Here is a 22,333-nt window from a genome sequence, read left to right as displayed (position 1 = left end):
GATTAAAATTTTTTCAGAAAATCCTCCAGGTAAGTATGAATAACTGCATGCTTATTATGGGTTTTCATTATGGTTATTGCTTCTGTTAAAGGTAAAGATAAAATATTTTTGATTACTAAAATTACGATTACTGAACTTCTTGTGAATCCCATGGTGCAATGAATAAGAATCTTTCCATCCGAAGGAAGTTGCTTGTATTTTTTGGTGATTTCCGAAATCAGCTTTTGGGTTTCATGAATATCCAGTGTTCCTATGTCCAGAAAAGGAACGGAGTGATAAACTGCTGTATCTTTTATGTTGAAAAGTTCTTCCATTTCGGCCGATACATCATAGACAAGCGTGGTTTGGGTAATTCCGAAATTTTTCAGGGTTTCCTGATCAGGTCTTGATGAAATATACAATCCGGGAAGAACTTCTACAGGGATTTTATTTTTCCGGAAAAACTTCCAGAATATCCAATACAGTAATAGATATGGGAAATAAAAGATTTTTTTAATCCATGAAATATTCCCTTTTTTATCTTTTAAAAAGTAAATATTATTTTTCTGATAATGATAGCCAATCAGAATGACCATTGTACCTGGCCACAATAAGAACAATCCAATATTTCCAAAGAATTGATTTATCATTAAGGCTGTTAAGATGATGATCCACCCCAATAGAAAGTAGAGGTTAGCTACCTGAAAATTCCTGTACAGAAAATCATTTTTTCTATAATGGAAGATAATAAAGCTAAGATGTGCGAGAATACTTCCGGTTATGATATCAATACAATGATGTTGATACGTCGTTAGCGTAGAAATTCCCAACAAAATGAGCCAAAATAATAATAAAGTTCTCCCTCTTTTTAAATTCCTGAAAACAGACCAGAAAATAAAAGCATAGGCAATATGCAATGAAGGAGCTTGGTTAAAGGGAGAATCAAAAGCTTTTAAAAACCGGAAAGAATATCCTGGAAAAGAACTGTTGATTTCGGGTTTGGGCAATGAGAATTTTAAGGGAAATAATAAGAAGCAAACTCCGGCAATAATAGTTACAAAAAGCATTCGCTGTGTTAGAATTTTAAGTTGTTCTTTATTTTGACAGAAGAGAAATACGCTGCAGAAAAAGATACCACTCGTCATATAAGGAATAATGCTCCATGGAATGAAAGGAATATATTTTTCAAACCCAAAAACAAAAGATGGGATTTCATCCAAAGTTGTAAGATACCATGCTGCAAAATTGTACACCATCATAAATACGATGGCACAAAGAATCAAAGCATATAACTTTTGTTGTACTGTCAGTCGTTTTTCATCCATTTAGCTTTTCTGAACATGATGATGTTTAATAATGAAGAAGGAAGCAGTGATAGCGATTTCATCATCCACTTCATTTTTGAAGGAAAAATAATGAGTTTTTTTTGTTTTTCAATTGCTTCTGAGATGATGGAGACCGCTGTTTCTACATCAGTAAGAAATGGTTTTTTTCTTAAATCATTCTGGTTAAGCTGTCTTAATTTTTCAGTATCAATATATCCCGGTGCAATTGCGGTGACTGAAATTCCAAAAGGCTTCAATGCACGGCGGTAAGCATCAGCAATCTGTAATACGGAACGTTTTGTCTTGGTATAAAGACTGGAGTTTTCATATTCCAGTATTCCTGAAACAGAAGCAATCACGGCAATGCTCCCTTTTTTTTGATTCTTCATTACTTTTCTTGCTGCCTCGAAACAGTTTACCGTTCCCAGAATATTGGTTTGAAGCATTTCTTCTGCTTCGTCGTATGAAATTCTTCCTGCTACATCTTCTGCATAGCTTCCGGCACAGTTAATGAAAATATTAAGTCCGTTTTTATCCACAAGAAAAGAATGCAATGTAGATAACACTGCATTCATATCAGAGACATCAGCCTGAAAAGCTTTTAAATTTTCATCATTTTTTTCCGAAATTTTGGTAAGATCTCTTCCGCAGATTCCTACACAATATCCTTTGGAAAGATAATGCCTCGCCAATGCATAGCCAATACCTGAAGTTCCGCCTGCGATAAAAATGGTCATAAGTGTTTGGTGGGTTTCATTTTTTGTAAAAATAGATTTTAAAAGTGAAAACAGGAATAATGTTTTTTAATGAAGTTGTTTAAACTTAAACCATTAAGATTATACTGAACATTTTTGATAAGTCTAAATAATTAGTATAAAACTAAGATATTCAATAGGCACGGGCTTTAGCCTGTGGTCACAATAGATCACCATGCCAATGGCTTTAGCCAAAACTTAAAAACGTTCTATTTTCAATTGAAATATTTATTATCTGCTTTTATACTTTTTATGGTTTGATCAAACCCATACTGCCATTGTATTTCCATGTCTTTTACAAATTGTGGATAACTTTTTGGAAAAGAAAAATCAATTTCAAATTTTTTCCAGTTAATGCCTTTTTTCAGATAATGTCCTTTTAGTTCCTGTTTTATATTGGTGGTGTCAATCTGCAGACCGGTTAAGATTTTTTCTGTTTCTGTAAGTCTTTTATTTCCACTAAATCCAAGTACGGAACGAACAAGTGCTTCTTCCACCGAATTGTAAGACTGTTTTTTTTCAGTAATTGTTTCCTGAGCCAGATGTTGAGCCAGTTCAGCAGGAACAAGATCTATGGCTCCGCCCGCAAAATATTTTCCATGAAGAAATGCCGGTTGCACATAAAACATATCAGAAACGGAAGCACGTGTACTTTCAAGCATAGAAAAATTAGTGATGATTTTGGGAGATTCTTCAACAGCGCTGTTTTTATAATTTTCAGAATTACTGATGAGGCGTTCAGGTTTGATTTTATTTGCAGTTTCAGTGTCTGTGAAGATTGTTTTTTGATATAATTTTTTTTCGTTTCTGGGTTGTCCCGATTCTTTTGGGGTAAAAAGAAGCTCAGAGCCAATAATTACCGTTGGAATTTCTTTTGAAAACTGAACATTTTTGATGGAGGGAAAACATTCAGATAAATCCTGAGGCAGCTCAACAAGATAACGGTTGAAAACATCTTCAATGAAAGGAGCATTTCTTTGATCAAATACTTTTTTCAATGAGAAAAAGCCTATTTCTGAAAGCTTTTTATGTTTTGTAAATACAGTGCCTGAAACAAATTGAAAATATTCTTCTGACTGCAAATATTCTTTTCGGGAAAGATGATCTGGAAAAGCATTGATGACTGTAGCAGCAAATGATCCGCCACAGGAAGCAATGAGAATATCCGGTTTGAGATTTATTTCTTCCAAGGCTGCAAAAATCCCAAGGTAGATCATTAGTCTTGTTCCGCCTCCTGAAAAAATAACCGCTCTTTTACATTTTTCATTCATCGTTTTAGTTTTTTATCAGAAGAGGAAATATCCAGAAAAATAATGGAGCATTGAAAATCAGACTGTCCACTCTATCCAGCAGACCTCCATGGCCGGGAAGGAGATTACCCGTATCTTTTACTCCTGTTTTTCTTTTTAAATAAGATATGAAAATATCCCCGAAAAATCCTGAAAGCCCCAGCGTAAGTCCTAAAATACTATTGGTTAAGATATTGGTTTTAAGCAGGAAGTAACCCAAAATGTTACTCAGAATAGTAGTAAGAAAAACGCCGCCGATAAGACCTTCCAAAGTTTTGTTAGGACTGGTTTGAGGGGTAATTTTATGCTTCCCGAAAAACTTTCCCGTCAGATATTGAAATACATCGTTCAGTTCAGTTACAACAACAATAAAGATAATGGAGTGAAGCCCATGAATGCTATCTCTTATCCAATATAAATGCGGGAAAGAAAAAAGAGAAACCAATAATGCTATGGTTAATCCATACAGCTGATCTTTAGAAGATTTTAATACTAAAAAGTAAAGCACTATAAGAAGCCCCAGTAGACTGCTGTACAAAAGATAATGCTCAATATTAAGATAAAATAACAGATAGAACTGTGTTATTCCTATGAGTATTGATGAAATAACAGGATTTGCACGGAGATTAAACATCTTTGAAAATTCAAAGCATGATTGTAGTCCTATCCATGAAACAAAAAGAACCATAGAGAGAGGATGTGAAATCCCGAGAGCAAAAACAATAATGATATAGATCCATGTCTTTACCCTTAAAGGAACATCTGCAAATTTATTTTCTTCAGATTTCATTCAGTGATTTCTTAAGTCGTGTATAAGTACTGATCAGGAGTAAAGCAATGATAACTCCAAAAATATACAGGGAAATACCGGAAATATTTACTCCGAAAAGCATTAACAAACCATACAAGCCAAGGATAAGTGCACGGTCACTTTTTCCCATAGGACCATCGTAAAGGCGTTCCTTTCCTACAATTTTCCCCATTAATCCTGCAAATTCATTAATAATGCTAAGAACTATAAAAGCAACAATAAGATATAAACTTTCTGGCTGAAACTTTAGAAGTGGAAAAAATATAATCACATCAGAAACAATATCACCCACTTCATTTAAAACTTCTCCAAGCTTGCTCGTCTGATTGAATTTTCTTGCCATCATCCCATCCAGCGCATTTAAAGCCATTCTTAGAAGTAATCCGATAGGAAGGCTCAGAAAAAACCATTTTGAAATATCAGCATTCCAGAACAATATCCCAATTAAAATAGAGAGAAGGATAGAACTGATCGTAATCTGGTTGGCTGTTATTTTATTTCTGTGAAAAAATAATAAAACAGGGGTGAGGAGCTGCTGAAATTTTGGTTTTAGTTTATAAACGGAAATCATGGTGGCTATAGCTTTGTTTCATTTGCTTATATCAAATATAGATAAAAATTTTTATCAGGTTTTATAATTGTTTGAGCGGTGTTTTTCAATTTTCAAAATGTAAATAATTGCTTTGTATCTCTTTTTCCCATAACTTTGCACAAACCTAATCTAATGAGTAAAAAGAATACAAAGTACATCTTTGTGACAGGAGGTGTAACTTCATCTTTGGGAAAGGGAATCGTTTCTGCTTCTCTGGGACTTCTACTAAAATCACGCGGCTTTAATGTAACGATCCAAAAATTAGATCCTTATATCAATATCGACCCAGGAACTTTGAACCCTTATGAGCACGGAGAGTGTTATGTAACTGAAGATGGTGCGGAGACGGATCTGGATTTAGGCCACTACGAGCGTTACCTTGATGCTCCTACATCCCAAAACAACAACGTTACTACAGGAAAAATTTATCAGACTGTAATTGAAAAAGAAAGAAAAGGAGATTTCCTTGGAAAAACAGTTCAGGTAATTCCTCATATTACTAACGAAATCAAACGTAGAATTAAAATCCTTTCAAAACAGAACTACGATATCATCATTACTGAGATCGGCGGAACTGTAGGGGATATCGAATCTTTACCATACATTGAAACTGTTCGTCAGCTGAAATGGGAATTGGGAGACAAAAATTCTATGGTAATCCACCTTACATTATTGCCTTATCTGGCTTCAAGTGGAGAATTAAAAACAAAACCTTCTCAACACTCCGTTCGTCAGTTGATGGAAAGCGGAATTATGGCGGATGTTTTAGTGTGTAGAACGGAGCATAAAATTCCTAAAGATCAGAGAGCAAAACTGGCTCAATTCTGTAACGTTGCTTTAGAAAACGTTATTGAATGTAAAGATTTGGAAACAATCTATGAAGTTCCAATGTATCTTCAGAAACAAAACTTTGATGACGTAGTATTGAAAGAACTGGATCTGAAAAGTGATAAAACAGCTGATCTTAAAGACTGGAAGAATTTCCTTAAGAAGTTCCAGAATCCTAAGAAAACAGTTGAGATTGCATTGGTTGGAAAATATGTTTCTCTTCAGGATTCCTATATTTCTATTGCTGAAGCTTTCAAGCATGCAGGAGCTGACCTTGAAACTGAAGTAAAAGTAAGATGGGTATACAGTGGAGATATCACAGAGGAAAATATTAAAGATACTCTGAAAGGAGTGAATGGTATTCTTGTAGCCCCAGGTTTCGGAGACAGAGGAATTGAAGGAAAAGTTCTTACTGCAAAATATGCAAGAGAAAATAAAATTCCAATGTTGGGAATCTGTTTAGGAATGCAGATCATGACGGTTGAATTTGCAAGAAATGTTTTAGGACACACAAAAGCGAATTCCGTAGAATTTGATACGGCAACTCCGGATCCTGTGATCTCATTAATGGAGGAACAGAAAAATGTAATCGATAAAGGTGGAACAATGCGTCTTGGAGCTTGGAAATGTTCTTTGAAAAACGGTTCTAAATTATTTGATATCTACGGAAGCAAAAATATTTCTGAAAGACACCGTCACCGTTATGAATTCAACAGTGATTATCTTCAGGAATTTGAGAAAAATGGTTTCCTTGCTACAGGTACAAACCCTGAAACAGGCTTGGTAGAAGCGCTTGAGCTTCCTGATCACCCATTCTATGTGGGGGTTCAGTATCACCCGGAATATAAGAGTACAGTGGCAACACCGCATCCTTTATTCAGAGCTTTCATTAAGGCTTGCGAAAAGAAATAAGGTAATATTTTATCATAAACGTCTATACATAAACTCAAGCTGATTATTCTCAGCTTGAGTTTATTATATAGTAACATCGTAAAGCATAGAGTTTTGATAAAAAAACAGTATTTTTGTCAGCTCAAAATTATGTACGTTACAGGTACATCCTAAGTTTAAAATTTTAATATAAAATAAAATGCAACAAAACAACGGAATCGATAAGAAACAAATGATTAGTTTCGCGGTTTTATGCCTGGTTCTCTTCGGCTTTATGTTCTATTTCCAGAACAAACAAGCGAAAGAAGAGGAGTTAAAAGCTCAGCAGCAGAAAACGGAACAGGTAAAAAATGCCGTAAAGCAAACTCAGGCAAACAATATCAATCCAAATGTAACTCCTAATTCCATCCAGACCGCAAGTCTTGGAAATAATGAACTGAAACTTGAATTTTCAAGCTTAGGAGGACAGGTTTCTAAAGTAGAGCTTTTAAAGTATAAAGCCTACAACCATAAAACAGACAATGCAGATCAGCCACTTTATCTGATTACTAAAAATAATTCAAACTATGGTTTTCAGTTTAAAGACAAAACAGGAAAGATTGTTAATACTAAAGATTTAGTTTTCTCACCTTCTGTTAATGGAAATGCTGTAACCTTAACTGCAGATTATAATGGTGCTGTAATTCAATTCATTTACACACTACTTCCAAAATATACTCTTGATTTTAAAGTAAGAACTCAGGGACTTTCCAAAATTACTTCAGACAATAAAGCTGACTTCATCTGGGATTATAATGTAAGAAACCTGGAAAAGGGTAGAGCTCAGGAGCAGTCTCACTCAGAATTCTCGTACGCTTTCAATAATTATAAAGATTATGATTATGATGGAAGAACAACGATGGAAGAAGAGAAGGAAACTCTTAACTGGATTGGTGTAAAGCAGCAGTTTTTTACTTCAGTAATTGAAGCTAAAAACGGATTTACTCAGAGCAAAGGAAATCAGGAAAATGTTGAAGAAGGAGAGTATTTGAAGAAATTAAATTATGAAGGCTTTGTTCAGATGACCGGAAGTGAATTGAACCAGGACTTCACATGGTATTTCATGCCATTGGATTTACCATTACTTAAATCTTATGATAAGAACTTCGATGAGATTCTTCCATTAGGTTGGTCATTCATCGGAGCAATGAACCGTTACTTCTTCATGTGGTTATATAGTATTATTGCTGCCTGGGGATTATCAGCAGGTTGGGTGATTTTTGTAATGACAATTATTGTGAAATTGATCCTTTCACCAATTATGTATAAGCAGCATAAATTGAGTGCGATGATGAAGGTAATCCGTCCGGAAATTGATGAAGCGAATGCTAAATTCAAGGATGCAGATCCAATGAAGAAGCAGCAAGCTACAATGGAAATCTATAGAAAAGCAGGAGTGAATCAGATGGCAGGATGTTTACCGGCGTTGGTTCAGATTCCTATCTTCTATGCGTTGTTCCGTTTCTTCCCGAACTTTATTGACCTTAGAGGTCAAGGGTTCTGGTTTGCAAAAGATTTAACGGCTTATGATGATTTGATCAAGCTTCCGTTTAAAGTTCCTTTCCTTGGAGATCACTTAAGTATTTTTGCATTAGCTTGTACAGTTGTTATCCTGATATATACTGTAATGACTTCAGGGAATATGCAGCAGCCTCAGCAGGAAGGGATGCCAAATATGAAAGTATTAATGTACATCTTCCCGATTACGTTCCTATTCTTCTTGAATACATCAGCTTCAGGTCTTTCCTGGTATTATTTTGTATCGAATGCAATTAACATCTTAATCATCCTTGTGATTAAATACGTGATTCTGGATGAAAAGAAGATCCATGCTCAAATTCAGTCTAACAAGGAAAAACCAAAAGCAGAAGGTAAGTTCCAAAAGAGAATGAGAGAAATGATGGAGAAAGCTCAGGAGCAGCAAAAAACTCAGGAGCAGCAAAGAAATAAGAAGAAATAAACTCTTAATTATAAATTAAAAAAAGAGAAGCAATGTATAATTGCTTCTCTTTTTTATTTGCATTTTATTTAGAATGGTTTCAAATTTCTATTCTTGGCATGAGAATTTAATAATTGAAAATGAGACTGTTTCAATCATATTTCAGCCTGAAAGATTGTCTGTGATGGGATGTTGGACCGTACTTTATAAGGGCCTCCTGGTGCTTTTTTGTAGCATAGCCAAAATTGGTGTCCCAGCCATATTCTGGATATTCTTCATGAAGCTGGATCATTAATTTATCTCTATAATTCTTGGCAAGAATAGAGGCCGCAGCAATAGACAAAACCTTAGAATCTCCTTTAATAATACACTGGTGCGGTATATAATTATAAGGGTGAAATTTATTTCCATCTACCAGAATAAGCTCTGGAATTATGGTAAGTTTATCCAGTGCCTGATGCATGGCATGAATGCTTGCATTAAGAATATTATGCTCATCAATAAATGAAGGTGGAAGCTCTGATATGGCGTAATCTTTCACATTATCTTTAATATAGTTATCCAGTTCCATCCTGGTTTTGAACGTTAATTTTTTTGAATCATTCACCAGATTTTGCTTGAAATTATCATCCAGAATTACTGCTGCCGCCACTACCGGACCACTTAAGCATCCTCTTCCCACTTCATCACATCCTGCCTCGATGTAAAGGTTTGACCAGTTTTTTATTAGCTCCATGAATTGTTTCTCAGAATGCAAAAATAGAAAAATTTTGCAGAAAGTTATTTTGTGTTTTTTTGTTTTAATCATTATAGATAGTATAATTTACTGTTTTTAATCCTTTTTATTAATTGTACATTTTTTTTATTTAATTGTATTTATAATGTGTTTTTTTTAACAATGAATATATTCATTATGAAAAATTAACATTTTTTCTTGCTGATTTTAAGAAAGTTTCACATATTTGTAGGCAATAAAAATAATCATTCTAAACATGAAGAAATTAACTACAAGTATTTTAGCGATCGCTCTAACTGCTTCCTTTGGAGTAATGAGTGCGCAAAATACGCAAGGTGATACTTTAAAAGTTACTGACCTCCGTGAGGTTGTTGTTACGGGTGCTCTCGGTCTTAAGAAGAGACAGGATGCGATTGTTACGAGTAATAAAGTTATTGATACTAAAGAACTTAATCAGGCAGTAAACCCTAACGCAGCTCAGGCTTTGACAGGTAAAGTGCCGGGTTTGCAGATTAATACAACAAGTAATTCTGTTAATAGTCAGGCAAAAGTAACTATTAGAGGTCCGAGATCTATTTCAGGTAATAATGAAGCATTGATTGTTATTGATGGTGCAATATCTACATTGAGTATTTTTCAGCAGTTACCACCCGAAGTAGTTGAAAGTGTAAACGTTATTAAAGGTCAGCAAGGATCAGCTTTGTATGGAGAGAAAGGAAGTAACGGGGTGATTGTAGTGACAACTAAAAAGGGTTCCAAATCTGAAAAAATACAATTTACTTTAACATCTTCTATAGATGTATCTACAATTTACAAAACTCCAATTCGTCAGCAGCTTTATGGACAAGGTTGGACTGGTGAGCCTACTGACTTCAGTGATGTAGAATATGGAGGGACAAACTGGGTGCCTTACGAAAACGGAAGCTGGGGACCTGCTTATAATGATCCTCAAATTGGAGGTCAGTCATTAATCGCCGGTTTGCCTCAAGCTGACGGAAGTTTAATTTACAGCCCATATGCTCCTAGAAAAAACAACGCTGATAAGTTTTTTAGAAATGGAGTTTTGATTCAGAATGGTATTTCAATGAACGTTGGGGGAAGAGACTCTTACTCTTTCCTATCATTCAACAGAGTTGAAAATGATTTTATGATCAAAGGAGATAATCTGAAAAGAAATACTGTATTCTATAAAGGTGGTAAGCAGCTTGGAAAATTAAGAATTGATGCTACTTTTAATTTTATTGATCAAAATACTTCTCAAACCGGAGGGAATCTTTTCGGACAGCTTATCCAGACTCCTACCAATATTGATGTTAGAGCTTATGAAGCGGGAGGAATGGATGGTCACTGGACGGCGTTTTCCCGCAGCCCATACTGGTTAAGAGATCATTTACGTAATGATAATAATACGACTACTTTTAATGGTATTGTATCTTTAGGATATGAGTTTAACAAAAATATTAGTTTGACTTATACAGGTAATATGTCAACAATATCTAATGTAATTGAAACTCATACTGATGCATACGGGCCTAATGAAGCTAAAACGTATAATGGTACAGGTACAGCTTATGATGGTACAAACTACTTGGATTACGGTGCTACAGCTATTACTTCTGCTTATAATAAGACGGTTAATAAAATCTGGAGATACTATGGAGACTTAATGTTAAACTTTAATTATGATTTAACTGATGATTTAAATCTTAAATTTAACTTAGGTAACAATATTCAGGATACAAAAGAAGATTATTCTCAGGTAGGAGGAACAAATCTGCAAATTCCTGGATGGTATAATATCCAGAATGTACTTAATGCTACTCCTTGGTACAATCTTGAAAACGGTAAAATGAGAAAGAGAAGTGTAGCCTGGTTTTCTAACTTGGATTTAGGATATAAAGATTATCTTTTCTTAAATGCAACTTACAGATTTGAACAATCATCCGCTTTAAGTATTCATGAGACACCTGCAGTAGGAGAGGCTAAAAGACCGTTGAGAAATGATGGATATTCCTACTATTCTGCCGGGGTATCATTCATTCCTACAAAAGCCTTTAAAAACTTATCAAACGGAGATATTCTTACTTATGCAAAAGTAAGTGGAGGTTTTACCAGAACAGGTAACTCTGTACTCGATGCTTATGCTGTTGATGAGGTTGGAACTTTCCCAACAGGTTTTCCATTTGGTACGCTTTCATCCTATATTATTAATAGAACACCGGTGTCCCAGGATATTAAGCCTGAATTTAATAATACTATAGAAGCTAATTTGAGCTTAGGTTTCTTGAAAGACAGGATTACTTTTGATGGATCTGTTTACCAGACTAAAACAGATGGTTTGATTACCAATAGTGGTGTATCAAATGCAACAGGATTCAGTAATGTATTAGACAATGCCGGATCTATGAGAAACAGAGGTTTTGAACTAGAATTGGGAGTAACTCCGTTCAAGTCTAAAGATTTTGAATGGAATGTGAAAGGTTCTTATTCAAAATATAAATCTGTTGTAACAAGTCTGGACAATGGGGCTTTAAGTGTACCTAGAGGAGCTTCAGGTCAAGGAATACCAGCTGGACTTTATGCTGTATTGGGAGGTAGCGCAAACACTATTATGGGTACTGCATATCAGAGAGATCCGGAAGGAAGAATCATTGTAGATGATCTGGGAATTCCTGTAGTAAGCAGCCAATATAAAGTGCTGGGTAAATTAGATCCTGATTATATCCTTGCCTTCAGTACATCTATTAGAGTTAAAGGGTTTACTATCAGTGCGGTGGCTGATTACAGAACTGGAAACAGTTTTGTTTCTGAAGCTAAAAACTTAATGTCTTATGTAGGTACATTGGAGAAGCAAGCTGATTTTAACCGTTCTAATGGTTATATCATTCCTAACTCTGTTCAGAATACTGGTACAGCTTCTAATCCTGTATATGTTCCAAACACTACACCGGTAGGTGATGATGCAAGCTATGCAGGTACAGTAAACTATTTTACTACCAACTATGGAAGTGATATAGCTGAAGAATTTGTAATTGATGGGACTGCTTTAAAAATTAGAGAAATTGCATTAAGCTATGCTATTCCTAAATCAGTACTAGCAAGTACTTTCATTAATAGTATGAGCATTGGGGTGTATGCCAGAAATCCATTTGTGGTATATGCGAAGGACAACAGAAACTTTGGTGATCCGGAAATGCAGACAGGTGCCAGCTTAGCAGTAAGCCAGTATCCTACGGCCAGAAACTTTGGTTTTAACTTTAATATAACTTTCTAAAATTCTAAAAATGAATAAAATTAAATATATAATCTCATCACTTATTGTGGTAGCTTCATTAACATCTTGTAATAATTATCTCGATATTAATGAAAACCCCAATTCTATTCACGCTGAGAATATAACCCCGGAATTAATTTTCCCAGGAGCTGTTGCTCAGTCTTATAGAGCGCAGGCTGGTGATATGATGCAGTTTGGTAATTTAATGATGAACTCCTGGGCGGGAGATGTATATCATTATGGTGGGCTATATCCCAATGAATTTTCTTTATCAGCTGTAAATAGCCAGTTTTATGATGGTATTTGGGATAATATTTACCAGAATGTCAATAACTTTGTGGTAATTGAAAGATATCCAAACGGTAATCATTCACAAGATAATTATATTGCTATGGCGAAAGTTATGAAAGCTTTCTATATGCAGTATATCGTTGACCTTTATGGTAACGCTCCTTATACAGAAGCATTTAAGGGGCAAAATAACCTTGCTCCTAAATATGATAAGGATGTAGATATTTATAAGTCTCTTATAGGTAATCTTGATGAAGCAGTAGCTCTTATCGATGCAGAAGAAGATAATGCTGTAAATCCGGCAGAAAAGGATATTGTTTTTGGAGGCGATATGACTAAATGGAAGGCATTTGCTCAGACTGTAAAACTTAGATATTTACTAAGAATGTCAAAAGTAACGGGTGATCTTGCTGCTTATCGTGATGGACATCTTGCAGCATTAAGCTCTAGCACTAACTTGGGAGCTAATTTAATAAGTTCAGATGTTGTTGAAAAACCTGGTTATTCTACTGCCAATAATGATAAGTTGAATCCATTTGCATTTAATTATTATTATAACTCTACTCCTACTGAAGTTCAGAATCATATTGTAATTACAGCTTCAGAACACATTGCTATTGCTTTAAATGGTAATAACTTGGGGAATACAGCACCGCAATATCAGAAATTTAATGGACTAGTTGATCCTCGTAGATTCAGATTATTCACTAGCATAACCTACAATAGTGTTGGTCAGGTAAAAGGTGTGAGACAAGGTGCTACCTCAGGTCAACCTGGTGCTCCTACAGATAACCAAAATGTATCAAAACTTGCTGCAGGGAATTTTTCAGGAGGTACTCCAGTTAGTAATGTTACAGGTGTTCTTAATGCATCAAATGCCAGAGGAGGTGTTATTATGTCTTTGGCAGAAGCAAAACTAATGCTGGCAGAAGCATCTTTAAAATATCCTGCATTATTTACTGGTGGGCAGACAGCCTTCAATGATGGGGTTACTGCTTCAGGTCTGTGGGTAGGAGTTACCCCAGTAAATATGGGTACATATATTACAAATATTTCTACAAGACCTGGTTTGGGCTGGGTAGGTACTGATGCACAAAAAATGGAAGCAATCATGACTCAAAAATGGTTGGCTCTTACTAATGTGAATCCTACTGAAATGTATATTGAGTATAACAGAACCGAACTTCCTTATAATCCTTTAGCTGTAAATGCTGTAAAATCAAGAAGGCCATATAGATTGGTTTATCCTAATTCTGAATTTGCGACAAACTCAGCAAATGTACCAAACATTGCAAGTGATGTTGTATTTACTAAAAATCAATATACACCTTTCTGGAATCAAAATTAATCTTACAAATTTTTAATATATTTTTACCGCCTTCGGGCGGTTTTTTTGTTTTAAGATCTAATATTTCCTTAAATATAAAAATATGCCCAACATAGCATCTGCTTGAAGTATTTATGCTTTTTATCTTTTTCAGGCTTTCAAGTTGTTGACATTCAAATCGTTTAATTCCTCTTGGTTTGTGATTTAATATAGATATTATCAATTTAAATGATTGTTATTATTTCTTAAATGAAATTAACAATTAAGTAATTTGTTTTTGTTAAATATTTGTTTTTTAACTAATTTTAATGTTTGCATCGTTGTTTTTATTTCAAAATATTGAATAAATTGTAATTTTTTTAAATTTTGCTTTGTGGTATTAAGAAAGTTTTACAAATTTGTAAAGTCACAAAAATTAATTTGATATGAAGAAACTAACAGCAAGTCTTCTTGTTTTAGTACTGTCTTCTTCCATAGCTGTTGCAAACGCCCAGCAAAAGAATGATACTATTAAAACAAAAGAAATTGAGGGGGTGGTGGTAACCGCACTCGGAATTAAAAGAGAGAAGAAATCTCTTGGTTATGCTTCCGAAGAAGTAAAAGCAGCAGAGTTAACCGGAGGAACTACCAATACCGGTAACGTAGCATCTCTTCTTTCAGGGAAGGTGGCCGGACTACAGGTAAATACAAACAACAACTTTGGCGGATCTGCAAACCTTTTGATCAGAGGATATAAATCTTTATCAGGAGGTTCTCCACTTATTGTAATTGATGGTTCACCCGTTAACAATAACACTGTAACCGGGTCTACATTCGATTATGGTAACTTTCTTTCAGACATCAATCAGGAAGATATAGAATCTGTAAACGTATTGAAAGGTGCTGCTGCATCTGCTTTGTATGGTGAAAGAGGAAGTGATGGGGTAATCCTGATTGTAACTAAAAGCGGAAGAGGAAATAACGACGGAAGCTGGGGGGTTACTTTAAATTCAGGAATTACAGCAGGATTTATCGATAAGTCTACATTCCCAACTTATCAGAAAAAATATGGAGCAGGATATGGTGGCCAGGCATGGAACGAAGATCCGGGACCTGGAGGTTACAATTATGCTAACTTTGTAGATGACGCATCTTACGGACCTGCATTTAATCCCAACCAATTGGTTTACCAATGGGATTCATTTGATCCTTCTTCTCCAAACTATGGAAAAGCTACACCTTGGGTTGCTGCAAAAAATGGACCTATTAAATTCTTTGAAACACCAGTCACATACATTAATACAATTACCATTGAAAAAGGAAACAAAACTTCAAATCTTTCCTTGTCATATTCCAATATGCTTTCTAATGGTTTGATGCCTAACTCTGAACTTAAAAAAAATACAATTTCTGCGAAATTCAATCACGATTTTACAGATAAATTACATGCCTCTGTTTTCACAACTTTAACTTTACAAGATACGAGAGGGCGTAATGAAACGGGCTATTCAGATAATATTGTTTCTGGTTTCAGACAGTGGTGGCAGACCAACGTAGATGTGTTGGCATTAAGAGATGCTTATGCTAACAATGGAAATAGTAACTTTTCCTGGAACAGATCTACAGCGGCTGATGGAACTCCTCAATATTGGAACAATCCGTATTTCCAGAGATATCAGAATTATCAGTCTGATGACAGGACCAGAATATTCAGTTATGCCCAATTAAAATATGATGTTTCCAAAAATTTTGGAATCACAGGAAAACTATCTTATGATGATTTACAGATGGTTGTAGAAGAGAGATTAATGAATGGATCGCTTCCTCAGGCATTTGGTGCATCCGGGCTTAATGTAAGTTCGGGATACGCAAGAACCAATGTGAAAAACACTGAGATCAACTTTGATTTATTTGCTAATTACAAGGTTGATATTACTTCAGATCTAAGTGTTAGCGGTATTGCAGGGGGGAACGTTAGAAGAAACCTTGTGGATAATATTTTTATGAGTACAGAAGGAGGTCTATCTAAACCTGGGCTTTTTGCTATATCCAACTCTGTAAGAACGATACTTCCACCTGATGAAAATTATGCAAAATGGGTTACTTCCAGTTTATATGCAACAGCATCCTTTGGGTATAAGAACTTCTTATTTGTGGATGGTACTTACCGTGTAGACCAATCGTCTAACTTACCAAAAGGAAATAACAGCTATGGATATCCTTCGGTTACAGGTGCTGTTATTCTATCCGAATTTGTAAAACAACCATGGTTAAGCTTCTGGAAATTGAGAGCAAACTACGCTGAAGTAGGTTCTTCTACCAACAATTACAGATTGGTAAATACTTTCAAAGCAAGAGGTGAAGGTTTATTTGACCAGCCTTATTTCCTTGCAAATCCAAATTTAAAACCTCAAAGATCTAAGGAAACTGAATTCGGTATGGAAGCACAGTTTTTCAAAAATAGGCTAGGTTTTGACATCGCAATCTATAAAACAAGAACATTTGACCAGATTATCAACTTGCCGGTTTCTTCTGCAACAGGATATAGAACATTCCTTGTAAATGCGGGACAGATTGACAATAAAGGGGTCGAAGTACAGTTAAATGGTACACCATTTAAAACAGATAATTTTACATGGGATGTGAATGTGAACTGGTCTAAAAATGAGAATAAAGTTATTGCATTAAATGGTGATTCTCAGAATTACTTAATAGCAAGTTATCAGGGTGGGGTTTCTCTTAATGCACGTGTAGGAGAATCTTTTGGAGCTTTGGTAGGATCAGATTATGTATATAATGCGAATGGCGATAGAGTAATTGATCCAGCTACAGGTCGCTATTTAAGAAATAATAATCAGGTAATAGGAAATATCACACCAGACTGGGTAGGTGGTATCAGAAACAGCTTCCGTTATAAAGATTTCTCAGTAAGTTTCCTTATTGATGTGAAAAAAGGAGGAGATGTATTCTCTACTGATATGTATTACGGATTAGCAACTGGTCTTTATGCAGAAACAGCTGATTATAGAGAGGGTGGATTCGTACATCCAGGTGTTAACCCGAATGGAAATGTAAATACGACCCCTGCGATTAATCCGGGATCTTTTGGTAACGTAGACGGATATAGAAGAATGCCGAATAAAAGATTTGTTTATGATGCATCTTATGTAAAACTTAGAGAAGCAAGTATAGGGTATAACCTTCCTAAATCTGTTCTGGCTAATACTGCTATTCGTGATGCAAAAATTTCAATTGTAGGTAGAAACCTTTGGATTATCCACAAAAACTTACCTTATGCAGATCCGGAAGCGGGTACTGGGAATGGTTTAGGAGCTAAAGGTAATTCTATCGGAGTACTACCTACTACCCGTGATATTGGGATTGATATAACTTTAAAATTCTAGAAAATGAAAAAAATATTTTTAATTATAGGTTTAGCTTCATTATCGTTAACTTTTACATCTTGTGAAAGAGACATCACGTCACTAAATGAAGACCCTAAACACCCAACTGAAGTTCCGTCAGGAGTACTTTTTGCCAGTGCTGAACATGCACTTCTTGACCAGCTATTGTCTGCCAATGTAAACCGTAACATTACCAGGTTTTTTACGCAGCAGTGGTCAGAAACTACTTATACTGATGAGACGAACTATGATATGGTGACGAGACCAATTCCAAGGAATCATTATAACCGTATGATGGCATCTGCATCAGCTACAATTAATTCTCCAGGAGTATTATCTGCATTAAGAGATGCCAGAAGGTTTCTTGAGACCGAAGGAGTAGATCCCGTTACTAAAAATAACAATATTGCTATGATTGAATTAGTAAATGTTTATGCATGGGCTAATTTGGTTGACACGTATGGTGATATCCCTTATTTCGGAGCATTGAAAGCTACCGCTGAAAATCCAGGAAGTGCGGAAATTCCTTATGATGATGCAAAAACAGTGTATCTGGATCTTATCAAAAGAATTGATGCTGCTGTTGCTATGATTAATACTTCTGGTAGTGGATATGACAAGGATTTGATCTACAAAGGAGACATGACTAAATGGAAGAAAATGGGTAATTCATTGAAATTCAGAATGGCTGTAACTTTAGCGGATAGCGACCCTGCATTGGCTAAAACATATGCAGAAGCAGCTTACACTGCGGGATTATTTACTGGCAAAATGGATAATTTCGGACTGCAGACTTTTCCATCGGGATTGCTGTCAAATCCTGTGTATCAGGATGTTATTCAATCTGGTAGAAATGACTTTATTCCGTCAGATGTTCTAGTTGATTTTATGAATACTACTTCAGATCCAAGAAGAGCAACGTGGTTTACACAGGTTGCTGGTGCTTATGTTGGTGGAGTTTATGGAGACCAGAATATTTTCAAAGATTACTCTCACTTTACAAACGTAATTTCTGGAGAAAATGCACAAGGCTTTTTATTAGATTATTCTGAAATTCAGTTTTTAAGAACTGAAGCTGCTGCAAGAGGTTTCAGCGTTGGTGATACTGCGGCTAATTTATATGAATCTGCAATTAAAGCATCAATGACTGAGTATGGTATTACTGAAGCTACTGCAAATACTTTTATAGCTGCTAATCCATATAATGCTGCTAACTGGAAAAAATCTGTAGGTGAGCAAGCTTGGATAGCAATGTTCAATAAAGGATTCCAGGCATGGAACTTTGCAAGAAGATTAGACTTCCCTGTATTTGTAAATCCTGGAGGTTCTGTAGTAGAATCAGTACCAGTAAGAATGAAATATTCTGATCAGGAATATCTTCTTAATGCTAATAATGTAAATGCTGCTGCTTCAAAAATTGGAGGTGATAAGGTATCAACCAAATTATTTTGGGATAAATTTTAATAATAATAATTCTTCAAGCCTGTTTATGGCTTGAAGAATATAAAAACTTTTATATGAGATTTTTTATAGGAATTCTTCTTTTAATGGGCATTGCATCATGTTCAAGTGATGATGATCGTACGGTTGTAAATGAAGATGTAAGTATTAATGGAAGCTGGAAACCATATAAGTACGAGTTCAAAGGTAAAGATATAGTGCTGACTGATTGCGAAAAGAAAGGAATCATATTTATAAATCAGGATTTCTCAGGATCTTATGAAAGATATGATATCTCTTCTTCTTCCGGAAATTGTAATTTGTTTGATTCTTTTGGAGGAAAATGGACCTTTGATAAAATGTATCAGACATTAACTCTTACTTACACAGAAGCAGGAGTTTCCAAGACATTGAAAAAAGAAATAGATTCTTATTCCAATACTGAACTCAGAATTAATGACAACAGCAAAAACCTGGATAATACACCTGGAAATGACGAAGCTGTCCTTGTTTTCAGAAAAGAATAAATATTCTTGTTTACCTATAAAACCGCCTTCGGGCGGTTTTTTTATTTCCGTATATTTGTAACTCAGATTTTGAGCGGAAACACACGGTAAAATGTTTCAGCAATAAGCATTAAAAAGAGAATTTACAAACATGAATATTAAATATATTATAGAAGAAAAACTTTCAGAAGTTATTTTAAATGTATATCAGTTAAAAGACATCAAGCTGGAAGTTCAGGAAAATAAAACGGAATTTGAGGGCGATTTTACCATTGTTACTTTTCCGTTGGTGAAACAGTTGAAAAAAAATCCAGAGAGCATCGGAGTTGAATTAGGTGAAGCTTTGACAGAGCAGACGGAAATTTTTGAAAGTTTTAATGTCGTAAAAGGTTTCCTTAATGTTAAGGTTAAAAATCAATTGTTTGTAGATAACTTCAGATCTGTAAGCAAAAATTTTTCTGTTATAGAAAAGAAAAATGCCACAGTAATGGTAGAATATTCTTCACCGAATACGAATAAACCTTTGCACTTGGGACACATCAGAAATAACCTGTTAGGATTCTCTGTAGCTCAGATTTTAAAAGAAGCCGGGTATGACGTAATCAAAACTCAGATCATTAATGACAGAGGAATTCATATCTGCAAATCTATGCTGGCTTGGGAGAAATTCGGAAACGGAGAAACTCCAGAAACAACCAATACCAAAGGAGATAAATTTGTTGGAAACTATTACGTAGAATTTGACAAAAACTATAAAAAGGAAATTGCTGAGCTTGTAGAACAGGGTATAGGAGAGGAGCAGGCTAAAAAAGATGCTCCGGTGATGAAAGAAGCACAGAAAATGCTTCTGGATTGGGAAAATGGCGATGCAATGGTAAGAGCACTTTGGGAAGAGATGAATTCATGGGTTTACAAAGGATTCAATGAAACTTATAAAAGACTGGGTGTTGATTTTGATCAGGTTCAATATGAAAGTAATACTTATATTTTAGGAAAAGATCTTATTCAGGCTGGATTAGATAAAGGTGTTCTGTATCAGAAAGAAGACGGTTCTGTCTGGTGTGATCTTACCGACGAAGGGCTTGATCAGAAACTGCTGTTACGTTCAGACGGTACATCAGTTTATATGACACAGGATCTTGGAACGGCAGTTGAACGTTTTAAGCAAAATAATATCCAGAAACTGATTTATACTGTAGGTAATGAGCAGGATTATCACTTCCAGGTTTTATTTAAAATTCTGAAAAAATTAGGATATGAATGGGCTGATCAGCTGTTCCACCTTTCTTACGGAATGGTAGAGCTTCCTGAAGGTAAAATGAAATCCCGTGAAGGAACTGTAGTTGACGCCGATGACCTGATGCAGGAAATGTATGAGACCGCAAAATCTAAAGCTCAGGAATTAGGAAAATTGGAGACACTTTCCGAAGAAGATAAGGAGATATCTTATGAAACAGTAGGTTTGGGTGCATTGAAATATTTTATGCTTAAAGTAGATCCTAAGAAAAAAATGCTTTTCAACCCGGCAGAAAGTATTGATTTTAACGGAAATACAGGGCCATTTATTCAGTATACTTATGCTCGTATTCAGTCATTGTTGTCTAAAGCAGGTGCTTTGCAAACAGAAACAGCTGATATTGAATTGAATCAATCCGAAAAGGAATTGATTATGCAGCTGACCAACTTTAAAACTGTAGTAGCCAAATCAGCGGAGACATTAAGTCCGGCTTTGGTGGCAAACTATGTTTATGACCTGGTAAAGGCCTATAATTCTTTCTATCAGAATAACCCAATTCTGAATCAGGAAGATGAAAATGTAAAACAATTCCGTTTAAATATTTCAGATATCACAGCAAAGACGATCAAAAAATCATTGGAACTACTGGGAATCGGAACCGTAAACAGAATGTAAAAATAAAAGCCTCCTGAATTTCAGGAGGCTTTTTATTATAAGTACGTTTAATATTTTAGAATTATTTTGAATCTGAAATTTCTGAAGTTTGCTGGTTGCTCATCTGCTTCAGACTATCTGCATATAACTTGGCTGGAGTCCATCGTGCATGCTTGGAAAGAATGGCTTTATATCCCTTTTTGTAAGTATAAACTTTGGTGAATACGGCGCCAAAAAAGATCAGCATACAGGAATAGTTGATCCACATCATAATCAAAATGACTGTTCCGGCAGCTCCAAAGGCTGAGGTAGGCTTCACCTGGTTAAAATAAAGACTTAATAAAAACTTTCCGAGGGTAAATAAAACGGTTGTCAGAAATGCTCCTTTCCATACCGGTTTCCAGCTGATCAAAACATCCGGCAGCACTTTAAACATTAAAGCAAATAAAAGCATGACCAGCCCAAATCCTACAGCAAAATTTACAAACTCTACCAGCATATAAGTTTCAAAACCAAAATATCTGGTAATAATCTGATTGAAAAGACTAATCAGGGAAGATAAAACCATGGTGATCATCAAAAGAAATCCCATAATAAGAATCATTCCCAGAGAGTTAGCTCTGTCCAAAAGGAACTTAATCAATGCCTTTTTGGGAGCAGCTTCTACTTCCCAAAGCGAATTTAATGAATGCTGAAGTTGAAAAAAGAGTGTCGTAGAACCGAAAACTAAGGATCCGACTCCCACTGCTTTCATAAAAATATTCTTTTTGTCAATCAAAGCACCGGCAAGCATTCCTTCAATACTTTTAGCTACATCTGGTCCCATAATACCACTGATCTGCGTGCTGATCTGCCCGCGAATGGCTTCTTCACCAAAGAAATTCCCAAGCACCCAAATAATAATAATCAATAATCCGGGGATAGAAAAGATAGCATAATAGGCCAGACTTGCTGAATCTTTTGATGCAGTAGAATTGTTCCATTCTGTAAATGTGTCTTTCAGAACCTCCCAGAAAAATTTAGCACTTTTGATCATA

General features: G+C 35.3%; 15 protein-coding genes. 8 read left to right on the top strand and 7 right to left on the bottom strand.

All coding sequences use genetic code 11. The features are described from left to right. Positions 1-2 precede the first annotated feature (2 nt). The 5 genes from FW781_RS09150 to FW781_RS09130 all read right to left on the bottom strand — a co-directional run bounded on the left by FW781_RS09150 (position 3) and on the right by FW781_RS09130 (position 4,730). Positions 3-1,304, bottom strand: a complete 1,302-nt coding sequence (locus FW781_RS09150) for a phosphatase PAP2 family protein (RefSeq protein ID WP_149387114.1) — start codon at positions 1,302-1,304, stop codon at positions 3-5. Continuing rightward, positions 1,286-2,041 carry an SDR family NAD(P)-dependent oxidoreductase gene (locus FW781_RS09145; RefSeq protein WP_149387113.1) on the bottom strand — a complete coding sequence of 252 codons (756 nt, stop codon included), beginning with the start codon at positions 2,039-2,041 and terminating at the stop codon, positions 1,286-1,288. The genes FW781_RS09150 and FW781_RS09145 overlap by 19 nt, the downstream gene beginning before the upstream one ends. A 233-nt stretch (positions 2,042-2,274) precedes the next feature. Then, a complete protein-coding gene (locus FW781_RS09140) occupies positions 2,275-3,330 on the bottom strand; it encodes a patatin-like phospholipase family protein (protein WP_149387112.1) in 1,056 nt (351 codons plus the stop codon). A 4-nt stretch (positions 3,331-3,334) separates the two neighbouring features. After that, positions 3,335-4,138: a phosphatidate cytidylyltransferase gene (locus FW781_RS09135; RefSeq protein ID WP_149387111.1), complete on the bottom strand. Its 804-nt coding sequence runs from the start codon at positions 4,136-4,138 to the stop codon at positions 3,335-3,337. Then, complete coding sequence (locus FW781_RS09130; protein WP_149387110.1) at positions 4,128-4,730, bottom strand: CDP-alcohol phosphatidyltransferase family protein; 603 nt, start codon at positions 4,728-4,730, stop codon at positions 4,128-4,130. Before FW781_RS09130 ends, FW781_RS09135 begins: the two co-directional genes overlap by 11 nt. A 153-nt stretch (positions 4,731-4,883) precedes the next feature. On the opposite strand from FW781_RS09130, the gene FW781_RS09125 reads away from it, so the two are divergent. Together FW781_RS09125 and yidC are read left to right on the top strand one after the other, a co-directional pair. After that, complete coding sequence (locus tag FW781_RS09125) at positions 4,884-6,491, top strand: CTP synthase (RefSeq protein ID WP_149387109.1); 1,608 nt, start codon at positions 4,884-4,886, stop codon at positions 6,489-6,491. A 178-nt stretch (positions 6,492-6,669) separates the two neighbouring features. Continuing rightward, positions 6,670-8,469 (top strand): membrane protein insertase YidC, encoded by a 1,800-nt coding sequence (gene yidC / locus FW781_RS09120; protein WP_149387108.1) that lies wholly within the window; start codon positions 6,670-6,672, stop codon positions 8,467-8,469. Positions 8,470-8,599: 130 nt separating this feature from the next. Here yidC and FW781_RS09115 read toward each other — a convergent pair whose 3' ends face one another. Then, positions 8,600-9,184 carry a ribonuclease HII gene (locus FW781_RS09115; RefSeq protein ID WP_149387107.1) on the bottom strand — a complete coding sequence of 195 codons (585 nt, stop codon included), beginning with the start codon at positions 9,182-9,184 and terminating at the stop codon, positions 8,600-8,602. A gap of 256 nt (positions 9,185-9,440) precedes the next feature. Between FW781_RS09115 and FW781_RS09110 the strand changes: the two genes are divergently transcribed. The 6 genes from FW781_RS09110 (at position 9,441) to argS (ending at position 21,317) form a co-directional block, all read left to right on the top strand. Then, positions 9,441-12,458, top strand: coding sequence for a SusC/RagA family TonB-linked outer membrane protein (locus FW781_RS09110; RefSeq protein WP_149387106.1), 3,018 nt, complete (start codon positions 9,441-9,443; stop codon positions 12,456-12,458). A 46-nt stretch (positions 12,459-12,504) separates the two neighbouring features. Beyond that, positions 12,505-14,097 (top strand): SusD/RagB family nutrient-binding outer membrane lipoprotein, encoded by a 1,593-nt coding sequence (locus FW781_RS09105; protein WP_172625689.1) that lies wholly within the window; start codon positions 12,505-12,507, stop codon positions 14,095-14,097. Positions 14,098-14,501: 404 nt separating this feature from the next. Continuing rightward, positions 14,502-17,459 (top strand): SusC/RagA family TonB-linked outer membrane protein, encoded by a 2,958-nt coding sequence (locus tag FW781_RS09100; RefSeq protein ID WP_149387104.1) that lies wholly within the window; start codon positions 14,502-14,504, stop codon positions 17,457-17,459. 3 nt (positions 17,460-17,462) lie between these two features. After that, positions 17,463-18,923 (top strand): SusD/RagB family nutrient-binding outer membrane lipoprotein, encoded by a 1,461-nt coding sequence (locus tag FW781_RS09095; protein ID WP_149387103.1) that lies wholly within the window; start codon positions 17,463-17,465, stop codon positions 18,921-18,923. A gap of 53 nt (positions 18,924-18,976) precedes the next feature. Continuing rightward, entirely contained in the window at positions 18,977-19,426 is a 450-nt protein-coding gene (locus tag FW781_RS09090) for a lipocalin-like domain-containing protein (protein WP_149387102.1), read from the top strand. Between the two features lie 130 nt (positions 19,427-19,556). Continuing rightward, positions 19,557-21,317, top strand: a complete 1,761-nt coding sequence (argS, locus tag FW781_RS09085) for an arginine--tRNA ligase (protein WP_149387101.1) — start codon at positions 19,557-19,559, stop codon at positions 21,315-21,317. Between the two features lie 61 nt (positions 21,318-21,378). Here argS and FW781_RS09080 read toward each other — a convergent pair whose 3' ends face one another. Next, entirely contained in the window at positions 21,379-22,332 is a 954-nt protein-coding gene (locus tag FW781_RS09080; protein ID WP_149387100.1) for a YihY/virulence factor BrkB family protein, read from the bottom strand. Position 22,333: the final 1 nt, after the last annotated feature.

Origin of the sequence: Chryseobacterium panacisoli (assembly GCF_008274625.1) — a bacterium.
GTDB classification, from domain to species: Bacteria; Bacteroidota; Bacteroidia; order Flavobacteriales; family Weeksellaceae; genus Chryseobacterium; species Chryseobacterium panacisoli.
Note: the sequence above shows the minus strand (reverse complement) of the source record. Positions and strands in the feature narration are given on the sequence as shown.